The sequence below is a fragment of the Paenibacillus sp. FSL W8-0426 genome, from assembly GCF_037969725.1.
Taxonomy (GTDB): Bacteria; Bacillota; Bacilli; order Paenibacillales; family Paenibacillaceae; genus Paenibacillus; species Paenibacillus hubeiensis.
Genome location: NZ_CP150203.1, coordinates 6,874,357 through 6,895,936, shown reverse-complemented (window position 1 = coordinate 6,895,936; position 21,580 = coordinate 6,874,357). Strand labels below are relative to the sequence as shown.

At 47.9% G+C, this 21,580-nt stretch carries 24 protein-coding genes and 1 tRNA gene; 23 read left to right on the top strand and 2 right to left on the bottom strand.

Features of this window, described 5'->3' with window-relative positions; translation table 11 throughout:
• Nucleotides 1-61 precede the first annotated feature (61 nt).
• The 4 genes from MKY59_RS31130 (at nt 62) to MKY59_RS31115 (ending at nt 3,702) form a co-directional block, all read left to right on the top strand.
• On the top strand, nt 62-823 hold the full coding sequence (locus MKY59_RS31130) for an AAA family ATPase (RefSeq protein WP_236413674.1): 762 nt from the start codon (nt 62-64) through the stop codon (nt 821-823).
• Nucleotides 816-1,661, top strand: a complete 846-nt coding sequence (locus MKY59_RS31125; protein WP_236413672.1) for a ParB/RepB/Spo0J family partition protein — start codon at nt 816-818, stop codon at nt 1,659-1,661. The genes MKY59_RS31130 and MKY59_RS31125 overlap by 8 nt, the downstream gene beginning before the upstream one ends.
• A 140-nt stretch (nt 1,662-1,801) precedes the next feature.
• Nucleotides 1,802-2,956, top strand: coding sequence for an aminotransferase class V-fold PLP-dependent enzyme (locus MKY59_RS31120; protein WP_339275439.1), 1,155 nt, complete (start codon nt 1,802-1,804; stop codon nt 2,954-2,956).
• 245 nt (nt 2,957-3,201) lie between these two features.
• Nucleotides 3,202-3,702, top strand: a complete 501-nt coding sequence (locus MKY59_RS31115; protein ID WP_236413671.1) for a DUF4446 family protein — start codon at nt 3,202-3,204, stop codon at nt 3,700-3,702.
• Here MKY59_RS31115 and yyaC read toward each other — a convergent pair.
• Nucleotides 3,677-4,282, bottom strand: a complete 606-nt coding sequence (yyaC, locus tag MKY59_RS31110; protein WP_236413670.1) for a spore protease YyaC — start codon at nt 4,280-4,282, stop codon at nt 3,677-3,679. The two genes, MKY59_RS31115 and yyaC, sit on opposite strands and share 26 nt — an antisense overlap.
• 96 nt (nt 4,283-4,378) lie before the next feature.
• Here yyaC and MKY59_RS31105 point away from each other — a divergent pair, with 96 nt between their 5' ends.
• The 4 genes from MKY59_RS31105 to MKY59_RS31090 all read left to right on the top strand — a co-directional run bounded on the left by MKY59_RS31105 (nt 4,379) and on the right by MKY59_RS31090 (nt 6,001).
• Nucleotides 4,379-4,642 carry a DUF3343 domain-containing protein gene (locus MKY59_RS31105; protein ID WP_236413668.1) on the top strand — a complete coding sequence of 88 codons (264 nt, stop codon included), beginning with the start codon at nt 4,379-4,381 and terminating at the stop codon, nt 4,640-4,642.
• Nucleotides 4,643-4,656: 14 nt separating this feature from the next.
• Entirely contained in the window at nt 4,657-5,598 is a 942-nt protein-coding gene (locus MKY59_RS31100; RefSeq protein ID WP_339275437.1) for a mechanosensitive ion channel family protein, read from the top strand.
• Nucleotides 5,588-5,815, top strand: a complete 228-nt coding sequence (locus MKY59_RS31095; RefSeq protein ID WP_236413663.1) for a DUF951 domain-containing protein — start codon at nt 5,588-5,590, stop codon at nt 5,813-5,815. Before MKY59_RS31100 ends, MKY59_RS31095 begins: the two co-directional genes overlap by 11 nt.
• Before the next feature lie 95 nt (nt 5,816-5,910).
• Nucleotides 5,911-6,001 (top strand) — tRNA-Ser (locus tag MKY59_RS31090).
• A gap of 405 nt (nt 6,002-6,406) precedes the next feature.
• Here MKY59_RS31090 and MKY59_RS31085 read toward each other — a convergent pair.
• On the bottom strand, nt 6,407-6,601 hold the full coding sequence (locus MKY59_RS31085; protein ID WP_236413661.1) for a YjzC family protein: 195 nt from the start codon (nt 6,599-6,601) through the stop codon (nt 6,407-6,409).
• A gap of 200 nt (nt 6,602-6,801) precedes the next feature.
• Here MKY59_RS31085 and rpsF point away from each other — a divergent pair, with 200 nt between their 5' ends.
• The 15 genes from rpsF to MKY59_RS31010 all read left to right on the top strand — a co-directional run bounded on the left by rpsF (nt 6,802) and on the right by MKY59_RS31010 (nt 21,571).
• Nucleotides 6,802-7,092 (top strand): 30S ribosomal protein S6, encoded by a 291-nt coding sequence (rpsF, locus tag MKY59_RS31080; protein WP_236413660.1) that lies wholly within the window; start codon nt 6,802-6,804, stop codon nt 7,090-7,092.
• Nucleotides 7,093-7,141: 49 nt separating this feature from the next.
• Complete coding sequence (gene ssb / locus MKY59_RS31075; RefSeq protein WP_236413659.1) at nt 7,142-7,630, top strand: single-stranded DNA-binding protein; 489 nt, start codon at nt 7,142-7,144, stop codon at nt 7,628-7,630.
• 56 nt (nt 7,631-7,686) lie between these two features.
• Nucleotides 7,687-7,959, top strand: a complete 273-nt coding sequence (rpsR, locus tag MKY59_RS31070) for a 30S ribosomal protein S18 (RefSeq protein ID WP_062327715.1) — start codon at nt 7,687-7,689, stop codon at nt 7,957-7,959.
• A gap of 170 nt (nt 7,960-8,129) precedes the next feature.
• Nucleotides 8,130-8,726 carry a M15 family metallopeptidase gene (locus MKY59_RS31065; protein WP_339275434.1) on the top strand — a complete coding sequence of 199 codons (597 nt, stop codon included), beginning with the start codon at nt 8,130-8,132 and terminating at the stop codon, nt 8,724-8,726.
• 717 nt (nt 8,727-9,443) lie between these two features.
• Complete coding sequence (locus tag MKY59_RS31060) at nt 9,444-10,442, top strand: ABC transporter ATP-binding protein (RefSeq protein WP_339275432.1); 999 nt, start codon at nt 9,444-9,446, stop codon at nt 10,440-10,442.
• 4 nt (nt 10,443-10,446) lie between these two features.
• The gene (locus MKY59_RS31055; protein WP_339275431.1) at nt 10,447-11,379 is read left to right on the top strand and encodes an ATP-binding cassette domain-containing protein; all 933 of its coding nucleotides are present in this window, start codon (nt 10,447-10,449) and stop codon (nt 11,377-11,379) included.
• A 7-nt stretch (nt 11,380-11,386) separates the two neighbouring features.
• Nucleotides 11,387-12,349: an oligopeptide ABC transporter permease gene (gene opp4B / locus MKY59_RS31050; protein ID WP_339275429.1), complete on the top strand. Its 963-nt coding sequence runs from the start codon at nt 11,387-11,389 to the stop codon at nt 12,347-12,349.
• A gap of 28 nt (nt 12,350-12,377) precedes the next feature.
• Nucleotides 12,378-13,283, top strand: coding sequence for an ABC transporter permease (locus MKY59_RS31045; protein ID WP_339275428.1), 906 nt, complete (start codon nt 12,378-12,380; stop codon nt 13,281-13,283).
• An 18-nt stretch (nt 13,284-13,301) separates the two neighbouring features.
• Nucleotides 13,302-15,134, top strand: coding sequence for an oligopeptide ABC transporter substrate-binding protein (gene opp4A, locus MKY59_RS31040; RefSeq protein ID WP_339275427.1), 1,833 nt, complete (start codon nt 13,302-13,304; stop codon nt 15,132-15,134).
• A 285-nt stretch (nt 15,135-15,419) separates the two neighbouring features.
• The gene (locus tag MKY59_RS31035; RefSeq protein WP_339275426.1) at nt 15,420-16,310 is read left to right on the top strand and encodes a D-alanyl-D-alanine carboxypeptidase family protein; all 891 of its coding nucleotides are present in this window, start codon (nt 15,420-15,422) and stop codon (nt 16,308-16,310) included.
• Nucleotides 16,311-16,568: 258 nt separating this feature from the next.
• A complete protein-coding gene (locus tag MKY59_RS31030; protein WP_339275425.1) occupies nt 16,569-18,158 on the top strand; it encodes an MFS transporter in 1,590 nt (529 codons plus the stop codon).
• Between the two features lie 374 nt (nt 18,159-18,532).
• Nucleotides 18,533-19,567, top strand: a complete 1,035-nt coding sequence (locus tag MKY59_RS31025; protein WP_236413648.1) for an LCP family protein — start codon at nt 18,533-18,535, stop codon at nt 19,565-19,567.
• A gap of 182 nt (nt 19,568-19,749) precedes the next feature.
• A complete protein-coding gene (locus MKY59_RS31020; protein ID WP_236413647.1) occupies nt 19,750-20,181 on the top strand; it encodes a CBS domain-containing protein in 432 nt (143 codons plus the stop codon).
• Between the two features lie 170 nt (nt 20,182-20,351).
• The gene (locus MKY59_RS31015; RefSeq protein ID WP_236413646.1) at nt 20,352-20,654 is read left to right on the top strand and encodes a MazG-like family protein; all 303 of its coding nucleotides are present in this window, start codon (nt 20,352-20,354) and stop codon (nt 20,652-20,654) included.
• A gap of 5 nt (nt 20,655-20,659) precedes the next feature.
• Nucleotides 20,660-21,571 (top strand): DUF2232 domain-containing protein, encoded by a 912-nt coding sequence (locus MKY59_RS31010; RefSeq protein ID WP_236413644.1) that lies wholly within the window; start codon nt 20,660-20,662, stop codon nt 21,569-21,571.
• The last annotated feature ends 9 nt before the right edge of the window (nt 21,572-21,580 follow it).

The window sequence follows — 21,580 nt, the reverse complement described above, 5'->3', positions numbered from 1 at the left end:
TTAACGATATCTCATAAACCTAAACCTACAAGAAAAGACTCCTATATTTGAGGTGAAGTAATTGTCTAAGATTATGACCATAGCCAATCAAAAGGGCGGTGTGGGGAAAACGACGACATCTGTTAATTTGGGTGCAGGTCTGGCTTCGCTCGGGAGAAGGGTATTGCTCGTCGATATTGACCCTCAGGGAAATACAACGAGTGGAGTTGGAATTAATAAAGCAGATGTGGCCAACTGCATATATGATGTGTTGATTAATGAGGTTCATCCCCAAGAAGCCATTTTGGAAACGAAAATCGAAGGACTTCATATTATCCCTGCAACAATTCAACTGGCTGGCGCGGAAATCGAGTTGGTTTCTACGATTTCCAGGGAAGTTCGTTTGAAAAAGTCACTCGCCCTAGTGAAAAAAAATTATGACTACATACTGATCGACTGCCCACCCTCCCTTGGCATGTTGACCATCAATTCGTTAACAGCCTCCGATTCGGTGATCATTCCGATTCAGTGTGAGTACTATGCGTTAGAAGGATTAAGCCAATTGCTTAATACGGTGCGTTTGGTGCAGAAACATTTGAATACGTCTTTGCAAATTGAGGGCGTACTGCTTACCATGTTTGATGCACGCACGAACCTGGGAATTCAGGTCATTGAAGAAGTGAAGAAGTATTTCCAACAGAAGGTGTATCAGACCATTATTCCGCGTAATGTTCGATTGAGCGAAGCTCCATCGCATGGCCAATCGATTATTACGTATGATCCTCGGTCCAGAGGGGCGGAAGTATATTTAGAGCTCGCGAAGGAAGTGATTTCTTATGAGTAAGCGGCTTGGAAAAGGCCTGGATGCCCTGATCCCATCGCTTTCAATCAATGACGATGACAAAGTCGTGGAAATCCCCCTCAATCAGTTGCGGGCCAATCCATATCAACCCCGCAAAGTTTTTGACGAAGATGCAATACACGAATTAGCCGAATCGATCCGCCAGCATGGCGTTATTCAACCGATTATTGTCAGAACAGTGCTGAGAGGATATGAAATCATTGCAGGTGAGCGTCGTTTCAGAGCTTCTCAATATTGCGGCAATACAACCATACCTGCTGTCGTACGCAGCTTTAGTGACCAACAGGTGATGGAAATTGCACTTATTGAAAATTTGCAGCGGGAGAACCTGAATGCAATGGAGGTTGCTGTCGCTTACCAAGGCTTAATGGAACAGTTCTCATTAACGCAAGAAGAACTGTCTGTGAAAGTAGGGAAATCCCGCTCGCATATTGCCAACTTCTTGAGGTTATTGGCTTTGCCGGAGGAAGTTAAGGATTATGTTTCACGTGGAACGTTATCCATGGGCCATGCTCGTGCTATTGTGGGGTTAAAAGATCAGGACATGATGAAACAGTTGGCCAAACAGGCCATCGATCAAGAATGGAGCGTTCGTGAGCTGGAGGAAGCCGTTCAACAACTGGACCGTTCCAAGTTGGGCGAGGCGAAGGCCAAAGCCAAGGTGAAGAAAAAGGACCCTTTTATTGATACGCTGGAAGAATCGCTGCGCGAACGCTTCAAAACAACTGTAAAGATCAAACATAATAAGGACAAAGGCAAAATCGAGCTTAACTACTACAGCAAACAGGATTTGGAACGGCTGTTAGAGTTGCTGCAATAGAGCCAAGTAGGGCAACATCAGCGGGGCCTCTCATGAGAATGACATATCGCCTCCGAACGCTGGAGACTTGATATGTCATTATTCTTTTTTTCTCGCATAATGAAAAAGTGGCCATCATCGAAGTAGAGGTGGTAGTTCAGGTGCAAGACATTATATATCTTGATCATGCCGCGACATCATGGCCGAAGCCGCCAGCCGTTGCAGAAGCCATGGTGAATGCCTTGCAACAATCTGGGGCCAACCCCGGAAGAGGGAGCCACCGCATGGCCGTTTCGGCAAGCCGGGTGCTGTTCGGGGCCAGAAAGTCAATAGCCAACTTGTTGGGCATTCATAATGCCAACGATATCTCGTTTACAGCAAATACAACGGAAGCGTTAAACATCGCCATCCAAGGATGGGTTCGTCATGGGGATCATGTCATTGCGACGATGGCCGAGCATAATTCGGTACGGCGACCGCTGGAGTATTTACGACGGACTCGCTGTGTTGAGGTGGATTATGTTGGTGTCGATCAGAACGGCGATGTTGATTTAGCGCAAATGCAGCGCATGTTCAAACCTAACACCAGGCTGGTCGTGTGCACGCATAGTTCGAACTTGCTCGGGAGCATACTTCCTATCGGCGAGATTGCGCTGCTCGCTCATAAACATAAGGCGACATTGCTTGTAGATGCCGCTCAAAGCGCTGGAATTTTGCCTTTGAACGTACGGCAGTTGGAGATCGATATGCTTGCATTTCCCGGGCACAAGGGACTTCTCGGCCCACAGGGTACGGGTGGACTCTACATAGGTCCGGAACTCGATGTGCAGCCTTTGATCCACGGGGGAACGGGGAGCCAGTCCGAAGCCATTGAACAACCCCTTATTCGGCCGGACCGATATGAAGCCGGAACGCCGAATACGGTGGGCATAGCCGGATTGGAGGCAGGTGTGAGGCATGTATCCTCCTTGGATCCGGCACAAATATACCAGCATGAATGGGGACTCATTCAGCATATGATGAATGGACTGTCTTCGATTAAAGGCATACACATGCTGGGACCGAAACCTGATCAACCACGCACAGGCTTGTTATCCTTTACCCTAGAAGGCTGCGATTCGGCCCAATTGGCATTTCAACTTGACCGGCGCTTCGGCATTGCCGTAAGGGCAGGATTCCATTGCAGCCCGCTTGCGCATGAATCGGCGGGGACGACGGCAAGTGGAGCCGTACGGGCAAGCGTGGGATACAGTACTACAAAGGATGAGGTGAATGCCCTCATCGAGGCTGTACAAGAGCTGGCAAACATGGAATAAGAGTAGACTTAGGGACGACTTTTCACCTGAAAGACACCTTTATAATACGAATTCGCCGCGTAGATTTCCATATTTGTATCTTTTTGGTGTTTACATGTTACAATTTTCGGGTTGATTAGAAGAAGAGGGTTAGGTTAATCTAGGGAATGGAATGCCGCCAGGCAACAATAGGAACATGTGGGATACCGTCTTGATGCAACAGACGCAAACATGAATTTGAACAAACAGAGGGGTAGTTACACTACATGGCTGAAATAAACGAGCTGATTCTGGAACAGCTGCTATGGATTATTGGCGGATTGGCATTATTGACGGTAATTTTATTGATTGTGAGCATTGCCCAAGGAGCAAGACTTCGAAAGTTCAAGCGAAAATACGAAGCAATGATGGCCGGCAGCGGCGTCGAGGATTTGGAGTCATTGCTGATCAACCTCAAAATCCAAATGGATAGCATTGAGGATGGGCATCAGATGCAAACGAACCAGTTGCAGACGATTACGCAGAAACTGGCCCGCATCCAGAGCAAGGTTGGCGTAAAACGGTACAATGCCTTTGGCGGAAACGGCGGCGATCTCAGCTTCTCCGTGGCCATGATCAACGACAGCCAAGATGGCATGGTATTAACGGGCATTTTTAACCGTGATGGTTCTTATGTGTACGCTAAACCTCTTAAAGGGGGAGAATCCTCGTATACCCTATCCCCGGAGGAAAAGGAAGCTATCAGTCTCGCACAGCAAGCAGAGTAGAACGGGTATGCCATTCGCGAATGGCGGAATACAAGCTGCTGGCGATCATTTCGGACATACGCATGACAAGGCTCAGCCGGGTGTTCTGTAAAACAAAGTATTCCATGAAACCGCCGACGTTAACGATACCAGCAAGATGGATATCGCCGACCGGCGGTAATTCTTTATTTACGCCTGCTCCAGGCTTTAATGGACCGTTAACGACTTGAATGCATCCAACGCTGGATGATTGTCCCAGACAGGCATCGACGGCAATAATGTAGGGATTGTGATGGGCTGCGTTGATTTTATTCAACGTATCCTGCAAGTTCATGGCATGCACAGGCTCGTCGAGGGTCCCGTATAGGTGAAAGAGGGGGCTGTCCCATTTCGACAGGGACGAACCCACAAGCGGGCCAAGGCAATCGCCGGTTGAGCGATCGGTGCCGATGCACACCACGACGACATTTCGCAGGGAATGGGCTTTGTATAGATGGAACATTAAACGGTGGATAATAGCGGAGCGGGCGCCAGGATCAGTATGCGAAATCTTTAGACTGGTGGTATCATGAGACGAAAAGGAATGTGAAGTTGGATTCATAGGATCTATCCTCTCCCCTTGAAATGGTAGTATCAGTATATGGAAGGATAGAAGATTTTATACTTTGTCAGTCAGGCTTTTTTGGAGGGATCGAACATGGACGAATGGTTGGATGATTGGCTGCTTATTGCTTTTGATTCGACCCAGCAGGCGCTTAGGGCAGAGATGCTGCTTGAGTTTGCGGAGATCGAAATTGATTTGTTTCCAACGCCGAAGGAAATTACGGCAGGCTGCGCATTATGCATCCAATTCCCCAAAGAGGATCTTGCCAGAGTTCAGCAGATCATTCGCAATGAATTCGTCGAGATCAGGGGCCTCTATTTCAAAAATGAAACAAGCTATGATAACATACCGATGTAGAGGAGGGAGTCATCATGTTGCCCTTTGAATTTGCGACAGAACCACCGACCTCCACGTCGGAGGAAGCCGTTCAGACCGCTATCCGGTGGACAGATAAATTGTGGAACCAGTTAACCGATGGCGAAATGTGGATGAGCATTCTGTTCAGTTCGCTTCGTCTGATCATTATTTTCATTCTTACACGTATTGCCATAAAGGTAGTGCATCGAATCATCGACCGTTCCATGTCCCGCAAACAAGAAGGACGGATACGCGTGAATCCACGGAGGTTCGTAACGGTTGGCGAGCTGCTTAAAAATGCGACCTCCATTACGTGTAACTTTATTATGGTATTGCTGGTGCTGTCGGAGCTGAACGTCAAGGTAGGACCGCTATTGGCTAGTGCCGGCGTGCTTGGTCTTGCCATCGGGTTCGGGGCTCAGGGCCTTGTCAAGGACGTTATTACCGGATTTTTCATTATTCTTGAAGATCAGTTCGCCGTGGGAGATGTCATTCAGACCGGCTCTTACAAAGGAACAGTGGAAGTGATTGGTCTGAGAACGACTAAATTGGTGAGCTGGCAGGGTGAGGTTCATATCATTCCTAATGGTACGATCGCGAGCGTGACGAACTTCTCCATGTCCAACTCCCTTGCTGTTGTCGATATTCCAATGAAAGCAGAGCAGAGCTTGGATGAGTCTGTCCATCTTGTAAAAAGGGCCCTCGCCGGCATCGAGGACCGCGATCTCAATATCGTCAAGGTTCCTGATGTGCTCGGCATTCAGTCTATGACGACCTCAGAGTATGTAGTGCGAATCGTAGCCGAGTGTATGCCCAATTCGCGGGCATCGGTGGAACGCCAAATCCAGAGCGATGTGAAAAAAATGTTCGAATACCGGGATAACAGCAGTCAGGCTGCGCTGGAGTTTGCTTCAGCCCAGGAAAAGGACGAGGGGGATGGAAGAGGTGGAGCGTAAAATTTTTCAACTTGGCGATATCGTGCAGATGAAGAAGCAGCACCCATGCGGAAGCAATGAGATGGAAATCATTCGCATGGGCATGGATATCCGGATCAAGTGCGTGGGGTGCAAGCACAGTGTTCTGATTCCTAGAGCCAAATTTGAAAAAAGCCTGAAAAAAGTACTGCGTTCTACGCTTGCCGAAGAAGAAACCGAGGTTAAAACGGACGAGTAATTGAATGCAGTACAGCCATAGCAATGGCCGATTACAAATTAATTGGATAAGCTATTGCCATATCCGATTAACTGTGCTATAATCAGTATTGCTGCGGAAAGGTACCCAAGAGGCCCAAGGGGGCTGACTCGAAATCAGCTAGGCGTGTCAAAGCGTGCGTGGGTTCGAATCCCACCCTTTCCGCCACTAACTACTAACGTTATCAAATGAAGATAAAGACCTTCCTTAATGGAAGGTCTTTTCGTTTTAGTCTGATGGTTCATCTTTCATATTAAGCTTATGGACAACGTGAAAAGCTGCAAAAACAGATAAAGAGCCCCGAAGGGCTCTCTAAGGCGATACAGCGTTTAGTTAGAAAACAATCGGTCGTAACGGTCAGAAACCTGGCGTACTGCTGAGCAATACACGTGCTTCAGACGAATGGTCTTACGCACTTACCACTTGCTTCTTCATATTACGTGATGCATCTCCAACGAACCAATCAAGTTCGGCTACGTAGTCCAACGGAACCACACCTCTCTTGTGTATCGCCTAATTGTATTATGTGCATGTTGACGGATTATATACAGCCCTCCGAAAAAAAAGTTGCTCTTAATGCACCCGTGCCTTGGTCAGCTTTTTCCATTTGCGATTGTGATTGCTCGTTTCGGGAAAAGGCTCGCCTTTTTTCAGCGTTACCCGTTTAGGATTTTGGATCTCCGTGTGAAAACTTCGCTCCCCAACCTCCGTATATTCACCATCGTTCGGTGCCTTGTCTCCAGGTTCAAACTCGGTTCGTTCACCCATGGTGCTTCCCTCCTTGAATATGGTCGTTCGTGCTGCCCATATAGTGTGCTCCAACCGGGAATTGATCATGTGCAAAGAATAAAGGGAACGTTTGCTTGCATTCGGGTGTTGTTTTTGTTATAGTAATATGGTTCGAGTTTGTGCTCGTTCCTTGCTCTCAACTCGGATTGAGGGCCGAAGTCCATAAGGAGGTGAAAATTATGCGCAAATATGAAGTGATGTACATTATTCGTCCTGACGTTGAGCAAGAAGTTGTTCAAGCTACAGTCGAAAAATTCCAAGGCATCATCTCCAACGGCGGTGGTGAGGTTACTGCTCACGACGTTATGGGTAAACGCCGTCTTGCGTATGAGATCAAGAAATTCCGTGATGGGGTTTACGTTCTGGTTAACTTCACTGCTGAACCAGCAGTTGTTAACGAACTTGAGCGTCTCATGAAAATTTCTGACGAAGTCATTCGTTATCTCATTACGAACGACGTTGTTGCTTAAGACAACCCGTGATGATTGTACCTAACACGCTCTGAAGGAGGGGATTACATTGTTGAACCGTGTCATTCTGATCGGCCGATTAACTCGGGACCCTGAACTGCGTTATACTCCGGCTGGGGTAGCAGTTACGCAATTTACTTTGGCAGTAGACAGACCGTTTACGAGCCAAGGAGGCGAGCGGGAAGCGGATTTCATTCCGGTCGTAACCTGGAGACAGCTTGCTGAGACGTGTGCAAACTATTTGCGCAAAGGGCGTCTGGCTGCAGTCGAAGGACGCATTCAAGTACGAAATTACGAAAATAACGAAGGTAAACGTGTATACGTAACCGAAGTTATTGCCGATAACGTTCGTTTCTTGGAGTCTAACCGCGATAGCAACAATAGCGGCGGTGGCGGACAAATGCGTGAGGAGCCTTCTTACGGAGGCGGCGGACGTGCGAATAACAACAACAACAGCTATTCGCGCAGTAACAATCAGGATCCTTTTTCCGATGACGGAAAACCGATTGACATATCGGATGATGATTTGCCATTTTAACGTGAACCGCTTCTCATACGAGTTGGCGGAATAACGATAGGAAAGGACTGAAAAGCATGAGCTTCAAGCAAAGAGAAGGCGGAGACAACGATAAAAGACCGGCTCGCCGCGGCGGCCGCAACAAACGTCGTAAAGTGTGCTTCTTCACTGCGAACAAAATCACTCACATCGACTATAAAGATACGGACTTGCTCCGTAAATTTATCAGCGAACGTGGAAAAATTTTGCCACGCCGTGTAACAGGTACTAGCGCTAAATATCAACGCATGCTGACGATTGCCATCAAACGCTCCCGTCAAATCGCATTGCTGCCATACACAACTGAGTAGTATTTACTCAGCTTGGATACGAAGCAGTCGGCTTAATCGCCGGCTGCTTTTTTGCATTTCGGGAAGATCCTTCGCTAATCGCGCCGAGAGGCATTTTGCAGCGAAATGTTTTATAATAATAGAGTCTATGAATGCAGTGTTGGACGAAAGAACACACATCAGGAGAATCTATGAATAAATCAAAGCGCAGAATGAAGCAAAAGCGGAAAAGGCGGCTTGGATCATGGATTGTTGCCACATTGCTGATTTCGGTCGTTTACGTATGGATCCAGGAAGAGGATCGCGTGCATGAAATATGGCCAGGCAAACAGCAAGCAGCGGTACCGATTACTGGTCTTCATCCCAAGGTCGTGGAAGGCGAGCAATTGCTCGTGCGTAAGGCGGCTCGAATCGGCATTGAAGTTGTCATCACGCATGGGTATCGCAGTATAGAGGAACAGGATCAGCTTTTTGAACAAGGGAGAGCCTTGGCAGGGAACATCGTTACGAATGCCCGCGGCGGAGAATCATATCATAATTATGGACTGGCCATTGATTTTGCCCTTCGGACGCCGGATGGAGACATCGTATGGGATATGGAACGCGACGATAACGGAAACGGTAAAGCGGATTGGATGGAAGTGGTGGACATTGCCAAGGAGCTGGGATTCACTTGGGGCGGGGACTGGGCAAATTTCCCGGATTATCCTCACTTGCAAATGGATTTTGGCTTAAGCATTAACGAGTTAAAGCGTGGGAAGCGGCCGCCAACAGAGGGAGTACATTGATATTATAAATATTGATATAAACGCATAAATATTAAAAAAGTCCTGCTTATTGCAGGACTTTTTTCAACCTTTTGTAAAATAAATGATAAAAGTTGACAATTCATTCTTTACAGCAGCAAATAAATGAACATATACTATAATAACTAGGATTTTTACAATCATCTGATGAAGGGCGTAAAGAAAGAAGTTTTGGATAAAATTGTTTGCTGTCCGCCTGACATGGACAAATTTAGGAAAATGTATTTTTGGCACGAAACATAACATGAAAGTTACAGAAAACCACATTTCCTGATGCTTGAACATTGGATCTGATGTAACAGTAATGTCATATTTGTAACACTTCTTGCAATCAAATTGTAATAAATCCCATAAAAGGGACATCCTCTACGTACAACCTTCCTTTATTTTACCTTTAATGCATAATAAATACCCATATATGTAGCATAGAAAACATTTATACCAAAAATCTCAAAATAATGATTGACGTCATCTAAATTTACACGTATGATTACATTAATTATTTTCCAGTATAATCCCACTAGGAATTGTGAGCATTAATTGACCAACGGTCTAAATGAGCTTTCATAGCTCTTTTTACAATTAAAAGGTAATTTGCATAGACTTTCGTTCATATGATTCTGGAAAATGGAAATATACATCCAATGAATCCTTTGAAACGAAGCGATCTGCGGAAATTTTGGGGTTAGGGTGATCGAGTTGAATACAGAACTATTGGAAGTCAGAAATCTAACGACGTCATTCAGAATTGAAGATGAATACTACCCGGCGGTGGATCATGTTAACCTAAAGGTTAAAAAGAATGAAGTGCTTGCCATCGTAGGTGAATCCGGATCAGGCAAAAGCGCGTTTGCCTTTTCGATTATGGGTCTCCATAACAAGGCCAAGATTGAAGGCGAAATTTTGTACAAAGGCGAGAATATCGCCAACCTGCCATCCAATAAATTGAACAAACTCCGCGGCAAAGAGCTGGCCATGATTTTTCAAGATCCTCTTTCCGCACTAAATCCTCTTATGGTCATCGGCGATCAGATCGAAGAGATACTGACCTTGCATGAACCGAAGCTATCTTCCAAAGAGAAGAAAGACAGAGTCATTGACCTGCTTAATCAAGTGGGCATTCCCCGCCCTGAACATGTATATAAGCAATATCCTCACGAATTGTCCGGGGGTATGCGGCAGAGGGTGGTCATCGCGATCGCGATAGCCAATAAACCCGAGTTGTTAATTGCCGATGAACCGACAACGGCGCTAGACGTAACGATTCAGCTGCAGATTCTGGAACTGATCCGGGATTTGAAGAACGAGATTCATGCGGGGATCATCCTGATTACCCATGATCTTGGCGTAGTGGCTGAAATGGCTGATCGAGTGGCCGTCATGTACGCAGGCGAAATTGTTGAGATTGCAGATATCTACACATTGATGAGCAATGCCAAACATCCATATACACGTTCCTTATTAAATTCCATTCCGACTTTATCCGAAGAAAAAACAAAACTGCACGTCATTCAGGGCATCGTCCCTTCATTAAAGAACCTACCTCGCACAGGATGCCGTTTCAAATCCAGAATTCCATGGATTAACGATGCGGCTCACGAAGACAACCCGGAGTTGCATGAAATTGCACCAGGTCACTTTGTAAGGTGTACCTGTTACCAGCACTTTCATTTCCCTGATCAGGCGAAGGAGGAATAACAACATGGCACTACTTGAAGTAGAAGGACTCAAAATTCATTTTCCGATTCGCGGGGGGCTGTTCAGGAGAGAGATCGGAAGCATCAAGGCGGTCGACGATGTAAGCTTCTCCATTGAAGAAGGGCAAACATATGGACTTGTCGGGGAGTCGGGTTCAGGCAAGACGACGACGGGTCGGGCTGTAATCGGTCTGAACCATGTAACTGCTGGTAAGATTCTGTTCAACGGCAAGGACCTTACCAAAGAACGACGCAAAGATCGGCAGCTCCAGCGCGACGTGCAAATGATCTTCCAGGATCCGTATTCTTCGTTGAACCCTAAGAAACGTGTTCTGGACATTATCGCCGAACCGCTTCGCAACTACGAGAAGCTGTCGCCTGCAGAGGAGAAGACGCAAGTCAGAGATTTGCTGGAAAAGGTGGGGCTTAGCCCCGAATCGATATACAAATACCCTCATGAATTTTCCGGAGGCCAACGGCAGCGGATCGGAATCGCCCGCGCGATTGCCCTGAGGCCGAAGCTCATTATTGCGGATGAGCCTGTATCCGCTCTGGACGTGTCGGTCCAAGCGCAGGTGCTTAACTTTATGCAGGACATTCAGAAGGAACTGAATCTTACTTATCTGTTCATCAGCCATGACCTCGGTATTATCCGGCACATGTGTGATCAAATCGGGATTATGTATAAGGGTCGTTACGTGGAGCAGGGGACGACGGCGGATATTTTCGAGAATCCGCAGCACATCTATACGAAGCGGCTGATCGCGGCCATTCCGGATATGGATCCGACCAAGCGGGACGAAATGATTGCATTCCGCCAGACGGTCAAATCCGAATACGAGAATTCTTATCGAAATTTCTTTGATGAGGAAGGGCTGGCTTACTCGCTGCGATCCATTTCGGATACCCACCGTGTAGCTCTCCCTCAGAAAGGTTGAAGGCCATATGTGGAAAACAATCGTACGCAGAATTTTCATAATGATTCCCCAAATTATATTGCTCAGTCTGCTCGTTTTTCTGATGGCCAAGGCCATGCCGGGAGACGCTCTAACGGGTCTGCTCGATCCAAGCGTCGATCCGAAAGCACTTGAGGAGCAGAGGGAACGGTTGGGGCTTAACAATCCTTGGTACGTGCAGTACTGGGATTGGATCCGGAATGCTTTGCAGGGCGATTTCGGACAGTCTTTCCGTTTCAAAATGCCTGTTATGGACCTCATTGGCCAACGTGTGGCCAACACGTTCTGGCTGGCATTGGCAACGCTGATCCTTACGTACCTGATTGCCATTCCGCTCGGAATCATCAGCGGCCGATACAACGACACGTGGTCGGATCGTTTGATTACGGGGTATACCTATTTGGGCTTTGCCGCACCGCTGTTCATTTTTGCGCTGGTGATGTTGTGGATCTTCGGATTCCATTTCGGATGGTTCCCGACCGGAGGCAGCGTGGCTCCCGGACAAACGCCGGGGACATTCAGTTATGTGATGAGCAAGTTCTACCATTTGTTATTGCCGGCCCTTTCCATGGCCTTGATCACGACGGTATCTACCGTCCAATATTTGCGAAGCGAAATTATCGATATCAAGCACAAGGAATTCGTTCTTACGGCGAGAGCCAAGGGCGCTTCGGAATCGAGGGTTTACAACAGACACATTTTGCGCAACTCCCTTTTGCCGATTGCCGCGTTTTTCGGTTATGAAATTACGGGCTTGATTGGAGGGACCATTTTCATCGAGAGCATTTTCAGCTATCCGGGCATGGGTTCGCTGTTCCTCAACTCCATCTCGCTTCGCGATTTCAGCGTCGTTACCGCGCTTGTTCTTTTATACGGCATAGCTACGATTTTGGGTTCGCTTTTGTCTGACGTTATTCTGGGCGTTGTCGATCCGCGCATTCGGATCAAGTAAGAACTTGAACATTTCGGGGTGAAAACAAATGAGCAAGGCCAACGAGGTCGTCGTAAACTCACATAAAGTGGATAAAAGCCCCTCAAGCATGAACATCTTGTGGAGGGAAATCGTAAGGGATAAAGTAGCACTCATTTCACTTATATTTTTGGGCGTGGTCATTCTTCTGGTGTACGGGACGGCTCTGATTCTTGATCAGGACGAGATCGTAAAGGTAGACCTGTTCGCATTATATGAACCGCCCTCCGCCGACTACTGGTTAGGTACTGATTATGGTGGCCGCGACGTGTTCGGACAGCTCATCATCGGTACTCGGAATTCGTTGACGATCGGCATTCTCGTCACCTTGATGACGGGTGCAATCGGTATTTTCTTCGGATTGATCTCGGGTTACTTCGGAGGTGTCATCGATAACATTTTCATGCGTGTGGTTGATTTCTTCATGATCCTGCCGATGTTGATGATCGTTATTGCGTTTGTCACCGCCGTGCCTAAATATAGCATTGTCTCCTTTTCGTTAATCATGACGGCATTTCTATGGATGGGGATTGCGAGATTGATCCGCTCCAAAGCGCTGCAAGAGAGGGAACTGGAATACGTAAAAGCATCCAAAACCTTGGGTTCGTCCCACTTGAAAATCATGATTTCGCAGGTTCTTCCGAATCTGAGCTCCATTATCATCGTGACGATGACGTTGAATCTGGCCGCAAACATCGGCCTTGAATCCGGGCTGTCCTTTCTGGGATTCGGTTTTCCCGAAAGTACGCCAAGTCTTGGTACTCTCGTAAGCTATGCTCAAAATCCGCAAACCCTGGAATCCAGATGGTGGATATGGCTACCTGCATCATTACTGATTCTGGTACTGATGTTGAGTATAAATAATGTCGGTCAGGCTCTGAAGCGTGCGACGGATGCAAGACAAAGAAGAGGTTAAAAAAAGGGAGGAAGGTTCATGAAGAAGGGACTATTTTCAAGGGGTATTTTTTTCACCATGATGCTTGTCTTTGTACTGGTGCTTGCGGCCTGCAGTTCAGAGAAGGAAGAGGCGACGCCAACAACGCCTCCGGCCAATTCCGGTGAGGCCAAGAACGAAGAGAAGCCTGCCAATGAAGAAGGCATTTACAACATCAAAGATTTCAGCAATGTCAAAACGAATGAAGGAACGGCCATCGAAGGCGGTTCAATTACATTCGGTCTCGTATCTGATACGGCTTTTGAGGGAACTCTGAATTATAACTTCTACTCGGGTAACCCGGACTCCCAGGTGCTGCAGTGGTTTGATGAAGGGCTTCTGACTTGGGATGCCAACTATGTATATACCAATGATGGCGCTGCAACCTACGAAACGTCCGAAGACGGCAAAACGTTTACGTTGACGATCCGCGACAACGTAAATTGGCATGACGGCAAACCTGTAACCGCCGAAGACCTGCAGTTTGCTTATGAAGTGATCGGAAGCAAAGGCTATGACGGTCCGCGTTACGATTCCAACTTTACAAGCATTGTGGGTATGGAAGAGTTTCATGCTGGAAAAGCCAAAACTATTTCCGGCATCAAAGTGCTGAGCGACAAAAAAATCAGCATTACGTATAAAGAAGCTACACCGTCCCTGCTGACAGGCGGCGTGTGGACATATCCTTTGGCGAAACATATCTTTGGCGACATGGATGTAGCCGATATGTCTTCTTCCAAAGCAGTGCGCGAAAAACCGATCGGTTTCGGTCCATTCAAAGTGGAAAGCATCGTTCCGGGCGAGTCTGTTGTGTACACGAAAAACGAGGACTACTGGCGCGGCGCTCCGAAGCTGGATAAAGTAACGTTGAAAGTCATCAGCCCGACAACGGTTGTACAGGAACTTAAATCCGGAGGAGTAGACATGGTAGACTCCTTCCCGACGGATCAGTACAAAGACAATGCAGACATGTCCAATGTGGAATACCTCGGCATGATTGATCGGGCATACACATACATTGGTTTCAAACTCGGAACATGGGATGCCGAGAACGGCAAAGTCGTGACGAATCCAGATGCCAAAATGGCTGATAAAAACCTGCGTAAGGCGATGTGGCTGGCTGTAGACAACGATCAAGTAGGTAAACGTTTCTACAACGGTCTGCGCTGGAATGCAACAACGCTGATTCCGCCATCCCATCCGGAATTCCATGACGCCTCCAACCCGGGCGTAACTTACGATCCGGAAGCGGCAAAGAAACTTTTGGATGAAGCAGGCTACAAAATGAATGGCGAGTTCCGTACGAATCCGGACGGCTCTCCGCTGGAAATCAACTTCATCTCCATGACCGGTGGAGATACAGCTGAACCACTGGCTCGTTATTATGTGCAATCTTGGGCAGCGATTGGTCTGAAAGTAAACCTTGAAATGGTTGAGTTTAACAACTTCTATGACCGTGTAGGTAACACAGGTAAAGACGATCCTACGGTTGATGTTTACCAGGCGGCATGGAGCGTCGGCATCGACGTTGACCCATCCGGTCTGTACGGACGCGACGCATTGTATAACTTCCCACGCTGGTCCAGCGAAGAAAACGACAAGCTGCTTGCACAAGGATTGTCCGCAGAAGCATTTGACGTAGAGAAACGCAAAGAGATCTACAAGCAATGGCAGGAATACATGATTGAAGAAGTGCCTGTATTCCCAACACTGTACCGTGCAGAGTTGTCTCCAGTGAACAAACGTGTAATGAACTATGCGATTGGCGATGGTACGGGAGTCTACCTGAGCGATTTGGCTGTCAATGCAGACAAACCAGCAGTAGCTCAGTAACTTCACTTGAAATTATGTTCTTAATTATAAGTGCCTTAATTACAGGAAAAGGTTACATCTGATGATTTAACACCGATTAGGATTTGGGGTCCTTTATGAAATCGGTTGTGCGTAAAAGCCTTGAATAACATGGATTCTGTACGCCTTGCACGGGTGTTCAGGGTCCATGTTTTTTTATTTAATTTGCATTGGTAACAAAAAGATAAAAAAAATTTAACTTTTTTTAAAAAAATCGCAGACAAAATGCCTCTTTCGTTCGTCTATATCTATAAGAGGTGATCGTCGGTGAAAAAACGTTGGAAACGGACAAGCATTTTGCTAGCTTTGCTGGTCATTATATATGTAGGAATACAGCCTGGCATGTTGGTAGGCAAGCCGGCCATCAAGGCTGCATCTGCCGTGTTGATGGATGCAGGAACGAAACAGATTATTCTCGATTATAATGGTTCCAATCAAGTATCCCCTGCAGGCATTAGTAAAATTATGACGGAACTGCTGGTGATGGATGCCATCTCCAATGGTGAGGTGAACTGGGACGATCCGGTGGCCATCAGCCAATATGCGAGCTCGGTGGGAGGGAAGCAGTTATCGTTGAAGCAAGGGGATCGGTTCACCGTACGCGAACTGTTCAATGTTGTTTCGCTGTATTCGGCGAATGATGCAACGATTGCGCTCGCCGAGCATATCGGCGGATCGGAGTCTGCCTTCGTGGATGCGATGAATCGCAAGGCGGCCGAGATCGGTTTGTCGGAAAGCACGCACTTTGCCAACTCCACCGGGCTGCACACAGAGCTCCTTGGTCCCCATAGACCTGATGCCATCCAAGGCGATAGCTCCATGACGGCGCTTGATGCATGCAACCTGGCCTATTATTTGATCCGTCATCATCCGGAAATTCTGAAGATCTCCAGTCAAATTCAGGTATCCATGAATCAGAAGGGCATGTACGTCAGCAATACCAACTGGATGCTGCCTTCCATAGATGGGCCGTATGCCTATGACGGAGGAGACGGCCTCAAGACAGGATTTGATCAAGAGGACGGATATCATTTTGTCGGGACGGCCGAACGGAGCGGCAAGCGCCTGATCTCGGTGGTGTTTGGCAGCGAGACGCAGGAAGGGCGCTTTGTGGAAACGCGCAAATTATTGAACTATGGCTTTACGAGCAAGCAGTAGTTTCAGCGCGGACGTGAACAAATCTACATATATAGAGTATACGGGTTCGGCTCTCGTTAAGGGCAACCCGTGCAGCTCGTCAAGAATGCCGCCAGGTTATTGAAACCAAGGGGGCATTTTTCATTGGATTACTCATAAATTGACATAGGAATTCCATTTGCTTTAAAATGACCAATGAGTCATTTTGGATTGTTGTCGTTTAATATACATGTATAAGGAAGAGAACGAAACCTACTTTATGAATCAGGAGGCAGCGAAATGCAAAGACAGATGAAATGGCCGCTCATTTTATTCGCGGTCGGCGTTTTTATGGCAGCATTGGATAACGGCATTATTACTTCGTCGCTTACAACGCTGAACGCTTCGTTCGGCGTGACGCCAACATGGGGGGCGTGGACGATCACGCTGTATACGCTGGGCCTTGCAGTCAGCGTGCCCATTGCAGGCAAGCTGTCGGACCGTTATGGCCGCAAGAAGCTGTTTTTGATTGAGGTTGCTCTGTTTGGCATCGGCTCGTTGCTCGTCGCCTTGAGCACGTCCTTTACGTTTTTCCTGATATCTCGCGTTATTCAAGCGCTTGGCGGCGGCGGGATATTTATCATTGCGAGCTCTTATGTATTAAGCCGTTTTCCGGCAGAACGACAAGGAAGCGCTTTGGGGATCCTGGGGGGCATGAACGGCATCGCGGCCATTCTTGGGCCTAACGTCGGTTCGTTTATTCTGGATGTTACGGGCAACTGGCATTGGTTGTTTCTCATTAACGTGCCGATTGCGATTCTATTGTTTGTGGCAGGCATCCGTTATATCCAGGAGGAGCAGGAACTCAACAAAGCGGCTGTAGACTGGAGCGGCATAGCGGTCCTAACGCTCGGGGTGCTCAGTCTGATGTACAGCTTCAGCAATCTGGATGGCGTCAACATGCTGGAGAGCATCGTATCCCCTATGTTTTACGGATTCTTCGCCGGAGGCATCGCTATCCTGATTATTTTCTACTACCTTGAGAAAAGGCTGGAAGGAACACGCCGCGAGCCTGTGGTGTCTACGCGGCTTCTCGGTATCGCTTCTTTTCGCTGGACGCTGCTTATCGCGTTTTTCTCCGGAGCCATTCTGGCATCGGTCATCTTTATCCCTGGTTTCGTCGAGCAGTATTTGGGCGTGTCCAACACGGCTTCCGGCTATTGGTTTACGCCGCTGGCCCTTGCATCCGGCATCGGCGCGGGCGGCGGCGGGTACCTTGTCGATCGTAAAGGGCCGATCTGGACGCTATCGGTAGCGGGTCTCCTGTCTGCCGTCGGTTTCTTGCTCTTCCCGCTATGGGTGGAAGACCTCTGGCAGTTCGTCATTGCGAGCGTGCTGGTCGGTATCGGCTTCGGCATGATGCTGGGAGCACCCGTGAATGTGCTTGTTACGGAACAAGCGGGTGAGAACAACAAGGGGATCGCCGTAGCGACCAGTTCGTTGTTCCGCCAGATGGCCATGGCGATTGCGCCTACGATTTTCGCCGGCTTCCTTGCTCGCTCGTTTACGAACCTGGGCACGAATGTCCAGCATGCGTTCACCGACAAAGGCATCCAGGTCCAGCCGGAAATGATGGATCAATTCGCATCCGAAGGGGCCGCGAGCAGTGATGTATCCAGTCTGACGGAGGGACTGGCGCAAATCCCCGATCAGGGCATTCGCGATACGCTGCTGGAGGCTGTGCATCAGACGACCGGACAGGGTTATAGCGGCTTATTCTGGTCGGCTGTAATCTTCAGTGTGCTTACGCTTGTGGCGGCGCTGATTACGGGACGCATTCGCAGCCGGGAGAAAAGCCTTCAGTCAAACGAGGCCGTGACGAACAGCTGAATCCGGTGTATCATTTCATATATGGATGGAAAGGAGAGCGATCTGCTATACGAGTGCAGCATTCTCTGATCCGCGTGTGTTCGGATTTCCAAATCCTGTTGAAGAAATATTCGAGGCTGATCCAACCGATCTGCTTCTCCCTTTCAGGCAGGGACAGGGATTCGAATGGCCACAGGCTCGTTCATGAAGGGAAAGCTGTTCTTTTCTTTTAACCAGATTGTAACTTTTCGCGGAGCAGCAGTGTTTACAATAGAACGAGCATAAGGTACCCTGTTTCAGGACGGGGGACGTCAGGCAACATTGTGTCAGAACGCATTCCAGGCGGTTAAGTGTAGATTGGCAATTCATTTTGAGAGTGAAGAAGGAATCCGCGAATGACAAGAAGAACTAAAGAGAAGAAAAAGAAAAAAAGAAAAGGCCTATATATAACGCTCTTATCACTCGTCGTACTATTAGTTGGCGGTTATTTGTTCCGCCAGCAGCTCGCTGTGGCTGCATTCGATCTGTTTCTGGCGGGCACGGTCGAAGACTCGCTCTCCAGATCATACGTACCGCAGGAAGGCAATAAAACGCCTGATCCGATCGTATATCGCGAGAAACCATTCTCCGTGCTGCTGCTCGGGTCCGACAAGCGCGCCTATGAGAAAACCCGCGGACGCTCCGACACGGTCATGTATGCCGTTGTGCGTCCAAAGGAGTCAAGGGTGCTGCTGGTATCTATTCCGCGCGATACCTATGTACAGATTGTAGGGCGGGATGCTAACAAGGATGGCGAAGACGATTACGACAAGATCGCGCATGCCTACGCTTTTGGCGGAGAGAATATGTCCATCAATACGGTGGAGAAATTTTTAGATGCCGATGTCGGGTACTATGCCACGATCAATTTTGATGGAATCCGAAAAGTGGTCGATGCGCTTGGCGGCGTGAAGCTGCCCATTGAAGAGGATATCGTGAACAAAAACCCGGATCATGTACAGTTCACCATTGAAGGCGGCAAACCCATCTATGATGGTCAGGAAGCCCTTTACTACGTGAGGTACCGTGAGGATAGCGACTTTAACCGGACCAAACGGCAGCAGATTTTCCTGAACGCCATGGCGAACGAAATGCTTAATCTCAATCAAATTGGCAAGATTCCGGAGCTGCTGCAGATCATGGGAGACAATTTTCAGACCGATATGCAGCCTTCCTTCATCATTGACCTGGCCAAACAGGTGTTGACCCAGGAGAAGCCGCAAATTTCCAGCTTTACGATTCTCGGCGAGGGGATGCGCAAGGATGGCATCTACTATGGCAAGGCCGATGAGAAGGATGTCCAATATGCCAAAGAGCTGATTACGAACTGGATGGATGAATCGACCCCAGTCGGCTCACTGATGATTCCCGATCGGCAGAAGATCGAGTAATCCAACCATTCTATACCAGCGATGTGTGATGAGAACAGGGCAGCAGTGCGTGTTTTACGGGCTGCTGTTTTTTTTCTTTTTCGCAGGGAGTTCCCCCGATTGGAACATCACGTGTTATAACCCGTATAATAAAGTTTGGAGAAACTTTTGAGTATGTAGGACAAGGGAGGACACGCAAGGGTATGAATATTGCATTTTTTCTATTGCCCAAGCAAGAGGTAACATGCGTAACGTCGGATTCTACACTCAGGCAAACGTTGGAACGGATGGAATATCATCGATTTACGGCGGTGCCCATTTTGAATAAGGAAGGCAAATATATCGGTACCGTGACTGAGGGCGACTTGTTGTGGCACATGAAGAACTCCGAAGGGAAGATTTCATTTGAAAACGCTTCAAAGTTTTTGCTCAAGGACGTTCCGCTGCGGCTTGATATCAAGCCGGTATCGATCAATGCCAACATGGAGGATTTGATCAATCTGGCCAAAGTTCAGAACTTTGTACCCGTCGTGGATGACATGGAACGATTTATCGGCATTGTGCGGCGCAGCCAAATTATCGAATATTGTGAAGGCATCGTTGCCAAGGAAACGCTCAAGGCCAAATCCATTTGAAAAAATCGGTTGCAGAAAAGGGATAATCCGTGCTTTTCGGTATCATGTTAAGCATAACCTTATCCAAGGAGACAGCTTGGGGCATTGCCAAGGGGGAACATTTTTACACCCCCCTTTTTATGCTATAATGGAGAATAAAGCTTTTTCCGGGGAGAGTGACTTTCGCTAATATGCCTAAAGAACTGGATGTAGCCAAACGCGCTAAAGTGATTGAATGGCTGAAGACCGAAGTGCTTGACCAGGTGTCCCGATTGTTCAAAGCGTTATGGGAAGGCAGCACCTCCCGAATCGGGGACAGTCTCGCCAGTCTGATGATGAGCGTGTACATATTGGGCCGCAGGCTTGGTATTCCGTTCAAGGATCTGGATGCACTGCTAGTAGAGAAACTGAAAAAGCACAAATCGGAAGGTCACCAGTTGGAAGACTGGTACCAGGATATATCCGCGCTCGAAGATCATATGCGTAAGAGGTGAAATTGTTGAAATTTAGCTTTAAAACGGCCGTTTGGAGCGTCGTGTATTTGCTCTTGTTGCTTTCGCTGCCAACGCCTCTATCGGTGCTCGCGATCTTTTTCGTGCTGGTTCCGGGAGTCGTATTGTACGCGTCCTTATCGGTGAAGTCCTTTGTATGGCATCTCGTGCCGGTAGCCGTCATTTTGTTGATGATCAGTCCCATATATTTGTTATTGCTCGTGATTTTCACGATTCCTGCCATGATTATGGGTAATGCTTATAAGAAAAGGAAATCGGCTCTGTTTGCTTTGATGTCAGGAATGGGTGCGATGCTGGGGGAATATTTGTTCCTTTTGCTTTTAGGCACTGTATTTTTCCAGTTCGACCTGTCCGGCTATATTACCGATGTGGTTCAATTGACGGTCGAACCATTAACCGGATCATCCACACAGATGGTTAACGGTTTTGTATGGACGCCGGAAATGACGCAGGACGTGGCGAGACAGACGCAGCTCATGATTCCGTTTGCACTGGTTGTCACCTCTATGGTGATGGCTCTTATCACGCATGCAGTCGCTCGTCCCATCCTGAGTGTTATGGGCGTGACGGTGTCCAAATTGCCGCCTGCACGCGAATGGAGAATGCCACGCGCGTTGATCTGGTACTACTTCCTTGCATTGATCTTCGAGGTCGTGTCAAGACAAAGCGACGGGACGTATTGGACGATGATCGCGGCCAATCTGTCGCCGCTAATCAATTTGGGCTTCATGATTCAAGCTATCGGTTTTTTCTTTTTCTTGTCCCATGTGAGGAAATGGAATCCGGTAATCCCCTATCTGCTGGCCGCCGCCGTCTTTTTCATTGGGCCGCTTCGGATTATCGGGATCATTGATCTGGCGTTCCCGCTTCGAGAGGCAATTTCGAAACCAAAACGATAGGGTGATGAG

What these genes read in the sequence shown, in the direction of transcription:
- MKY59_RS31045 (WP_339275428.1), top strand. Translation starts at nt 12,378, where the DNA reads ATGAGCAAGGCCAACGAGGTCGTCGTAAACTCACATAAAGTGGATAAA.
- opp4A (WP_339275427.1), top strand. Translation starts at nt 13,302, where the DNA reads ATGAAGAAGGGACTATTTTCAAGGGGTATTTTTTTCACCATGATGCTT.
- MKY59_RS31020 (WP_236413647.1), top strand. Translation starts at nt 19,750, where the DNA reads ATGAATATTGCATTTTTTCTATTGCCCAAGCAAGAGGTAACATGCGTA.
- MKY59_RS31105 (WP_236413668.1), top strand. Translation starts at nt 4,379, where the DNA reads ATGGACGAATGGTTGGATGATTGGCTGCTTATTGCTTTTGATTCGACC.
- MKY59_RS31015 (WP_236413646.1), top strand. Translation starts at nt 20,352, where the DNA reads ATGCCTAAAGAACTGGATGTAGCCAAACGCGCTAAAGTGATTGAATGG.
- opp4B (WP_339275429.1), top strand. Translation starts at nt 11,387, where the DNA reads ATGTGGAAAACAATCGTACGCAGAATTTTCATAATGATTCCCCAAATT.
- MKY59_RS31055 (WP_339275431.1), top strand. Translation starts at nt 10,447, where the DNA reads ATGGCACTACTTGAAGTAGAAGGACTCAAAATTCATTTTCCGATTCGC.
- rpsR (WP_062327715.1), top strand. Translation starts at nt 7,687, where the DNA reads ATGAGCTTCAAGCAAAGAGAAGGCGGAGACAACGATAAAAGACCGGCT.
- MKY59_RS31025 (WP_236413648.1), top strand. Translation starts at nt 18,533, where the DNA reads ATGACAAGAAGAACTAAAGAGAAGAAAAAGAAAAAAAGAAAAGGCCTA.
- MKY59_RS31115 (WP_236413671.1), top strand. Translation starts at nt 3,202, where the DNA reads ATGGCTGAAATAAACGAGCTGATTCTGGAACAGCTGCTATGGATTATT.
- MKY59_RS31030 (WP_339275425.1), top strand. Translation starts at nt 16,569, where the DNA reads ATGCAAAGACAGATGAAATGGCCGCTCATTTTATTCGCGGTCGGCGTT.
- rpsF (WP_236413660.1), top strand. Translation starts at nt 6,802, where the DNA reads ATGCGCAAATATGAAGTGATGTACATTATTCGTCCTGACGTTGAGCAA.
- MKY59_RS31100 (WP_339275437.1), top strand. Translation starts at nt 4,657, where the DNA reads ATGTTGCCCTTTGAATTTGCGACAGAACCACCGACCTCCACGTCGGAG.
- MKY59_RS31065 (WP_339275434.1), top strand. Translation starts at nt 8,130, where the DNA reads ATGAATAAATCAAAGCGCAGAATGAAGCAAAAGCGGAAAAGGCGGCTT.
- yyaC (WP_236413670.1), bottom strand. Translation starts at nt 4,282, where the DNA reads ATGAATCCAACTTCACATTCCTTTTCGTCTCATGATACCACCAGTCTA.
- MKY59_RS31125 (WP_236413672.1), top strand. Translation starts at nt 816, where the DNA reads ATGAGTAAGCGGCTTGGAAAAGGCCTGGATGCCCTGATCCCATCGCTT.
- MKY59_RS31085 (WP_236413661.1), bottom strand. Translation starts at nt 6,601, where the DNA reads ATGGGTGAACGAACCGAGTTTGAACCTGGAGACAAGGCACCGAACGAT.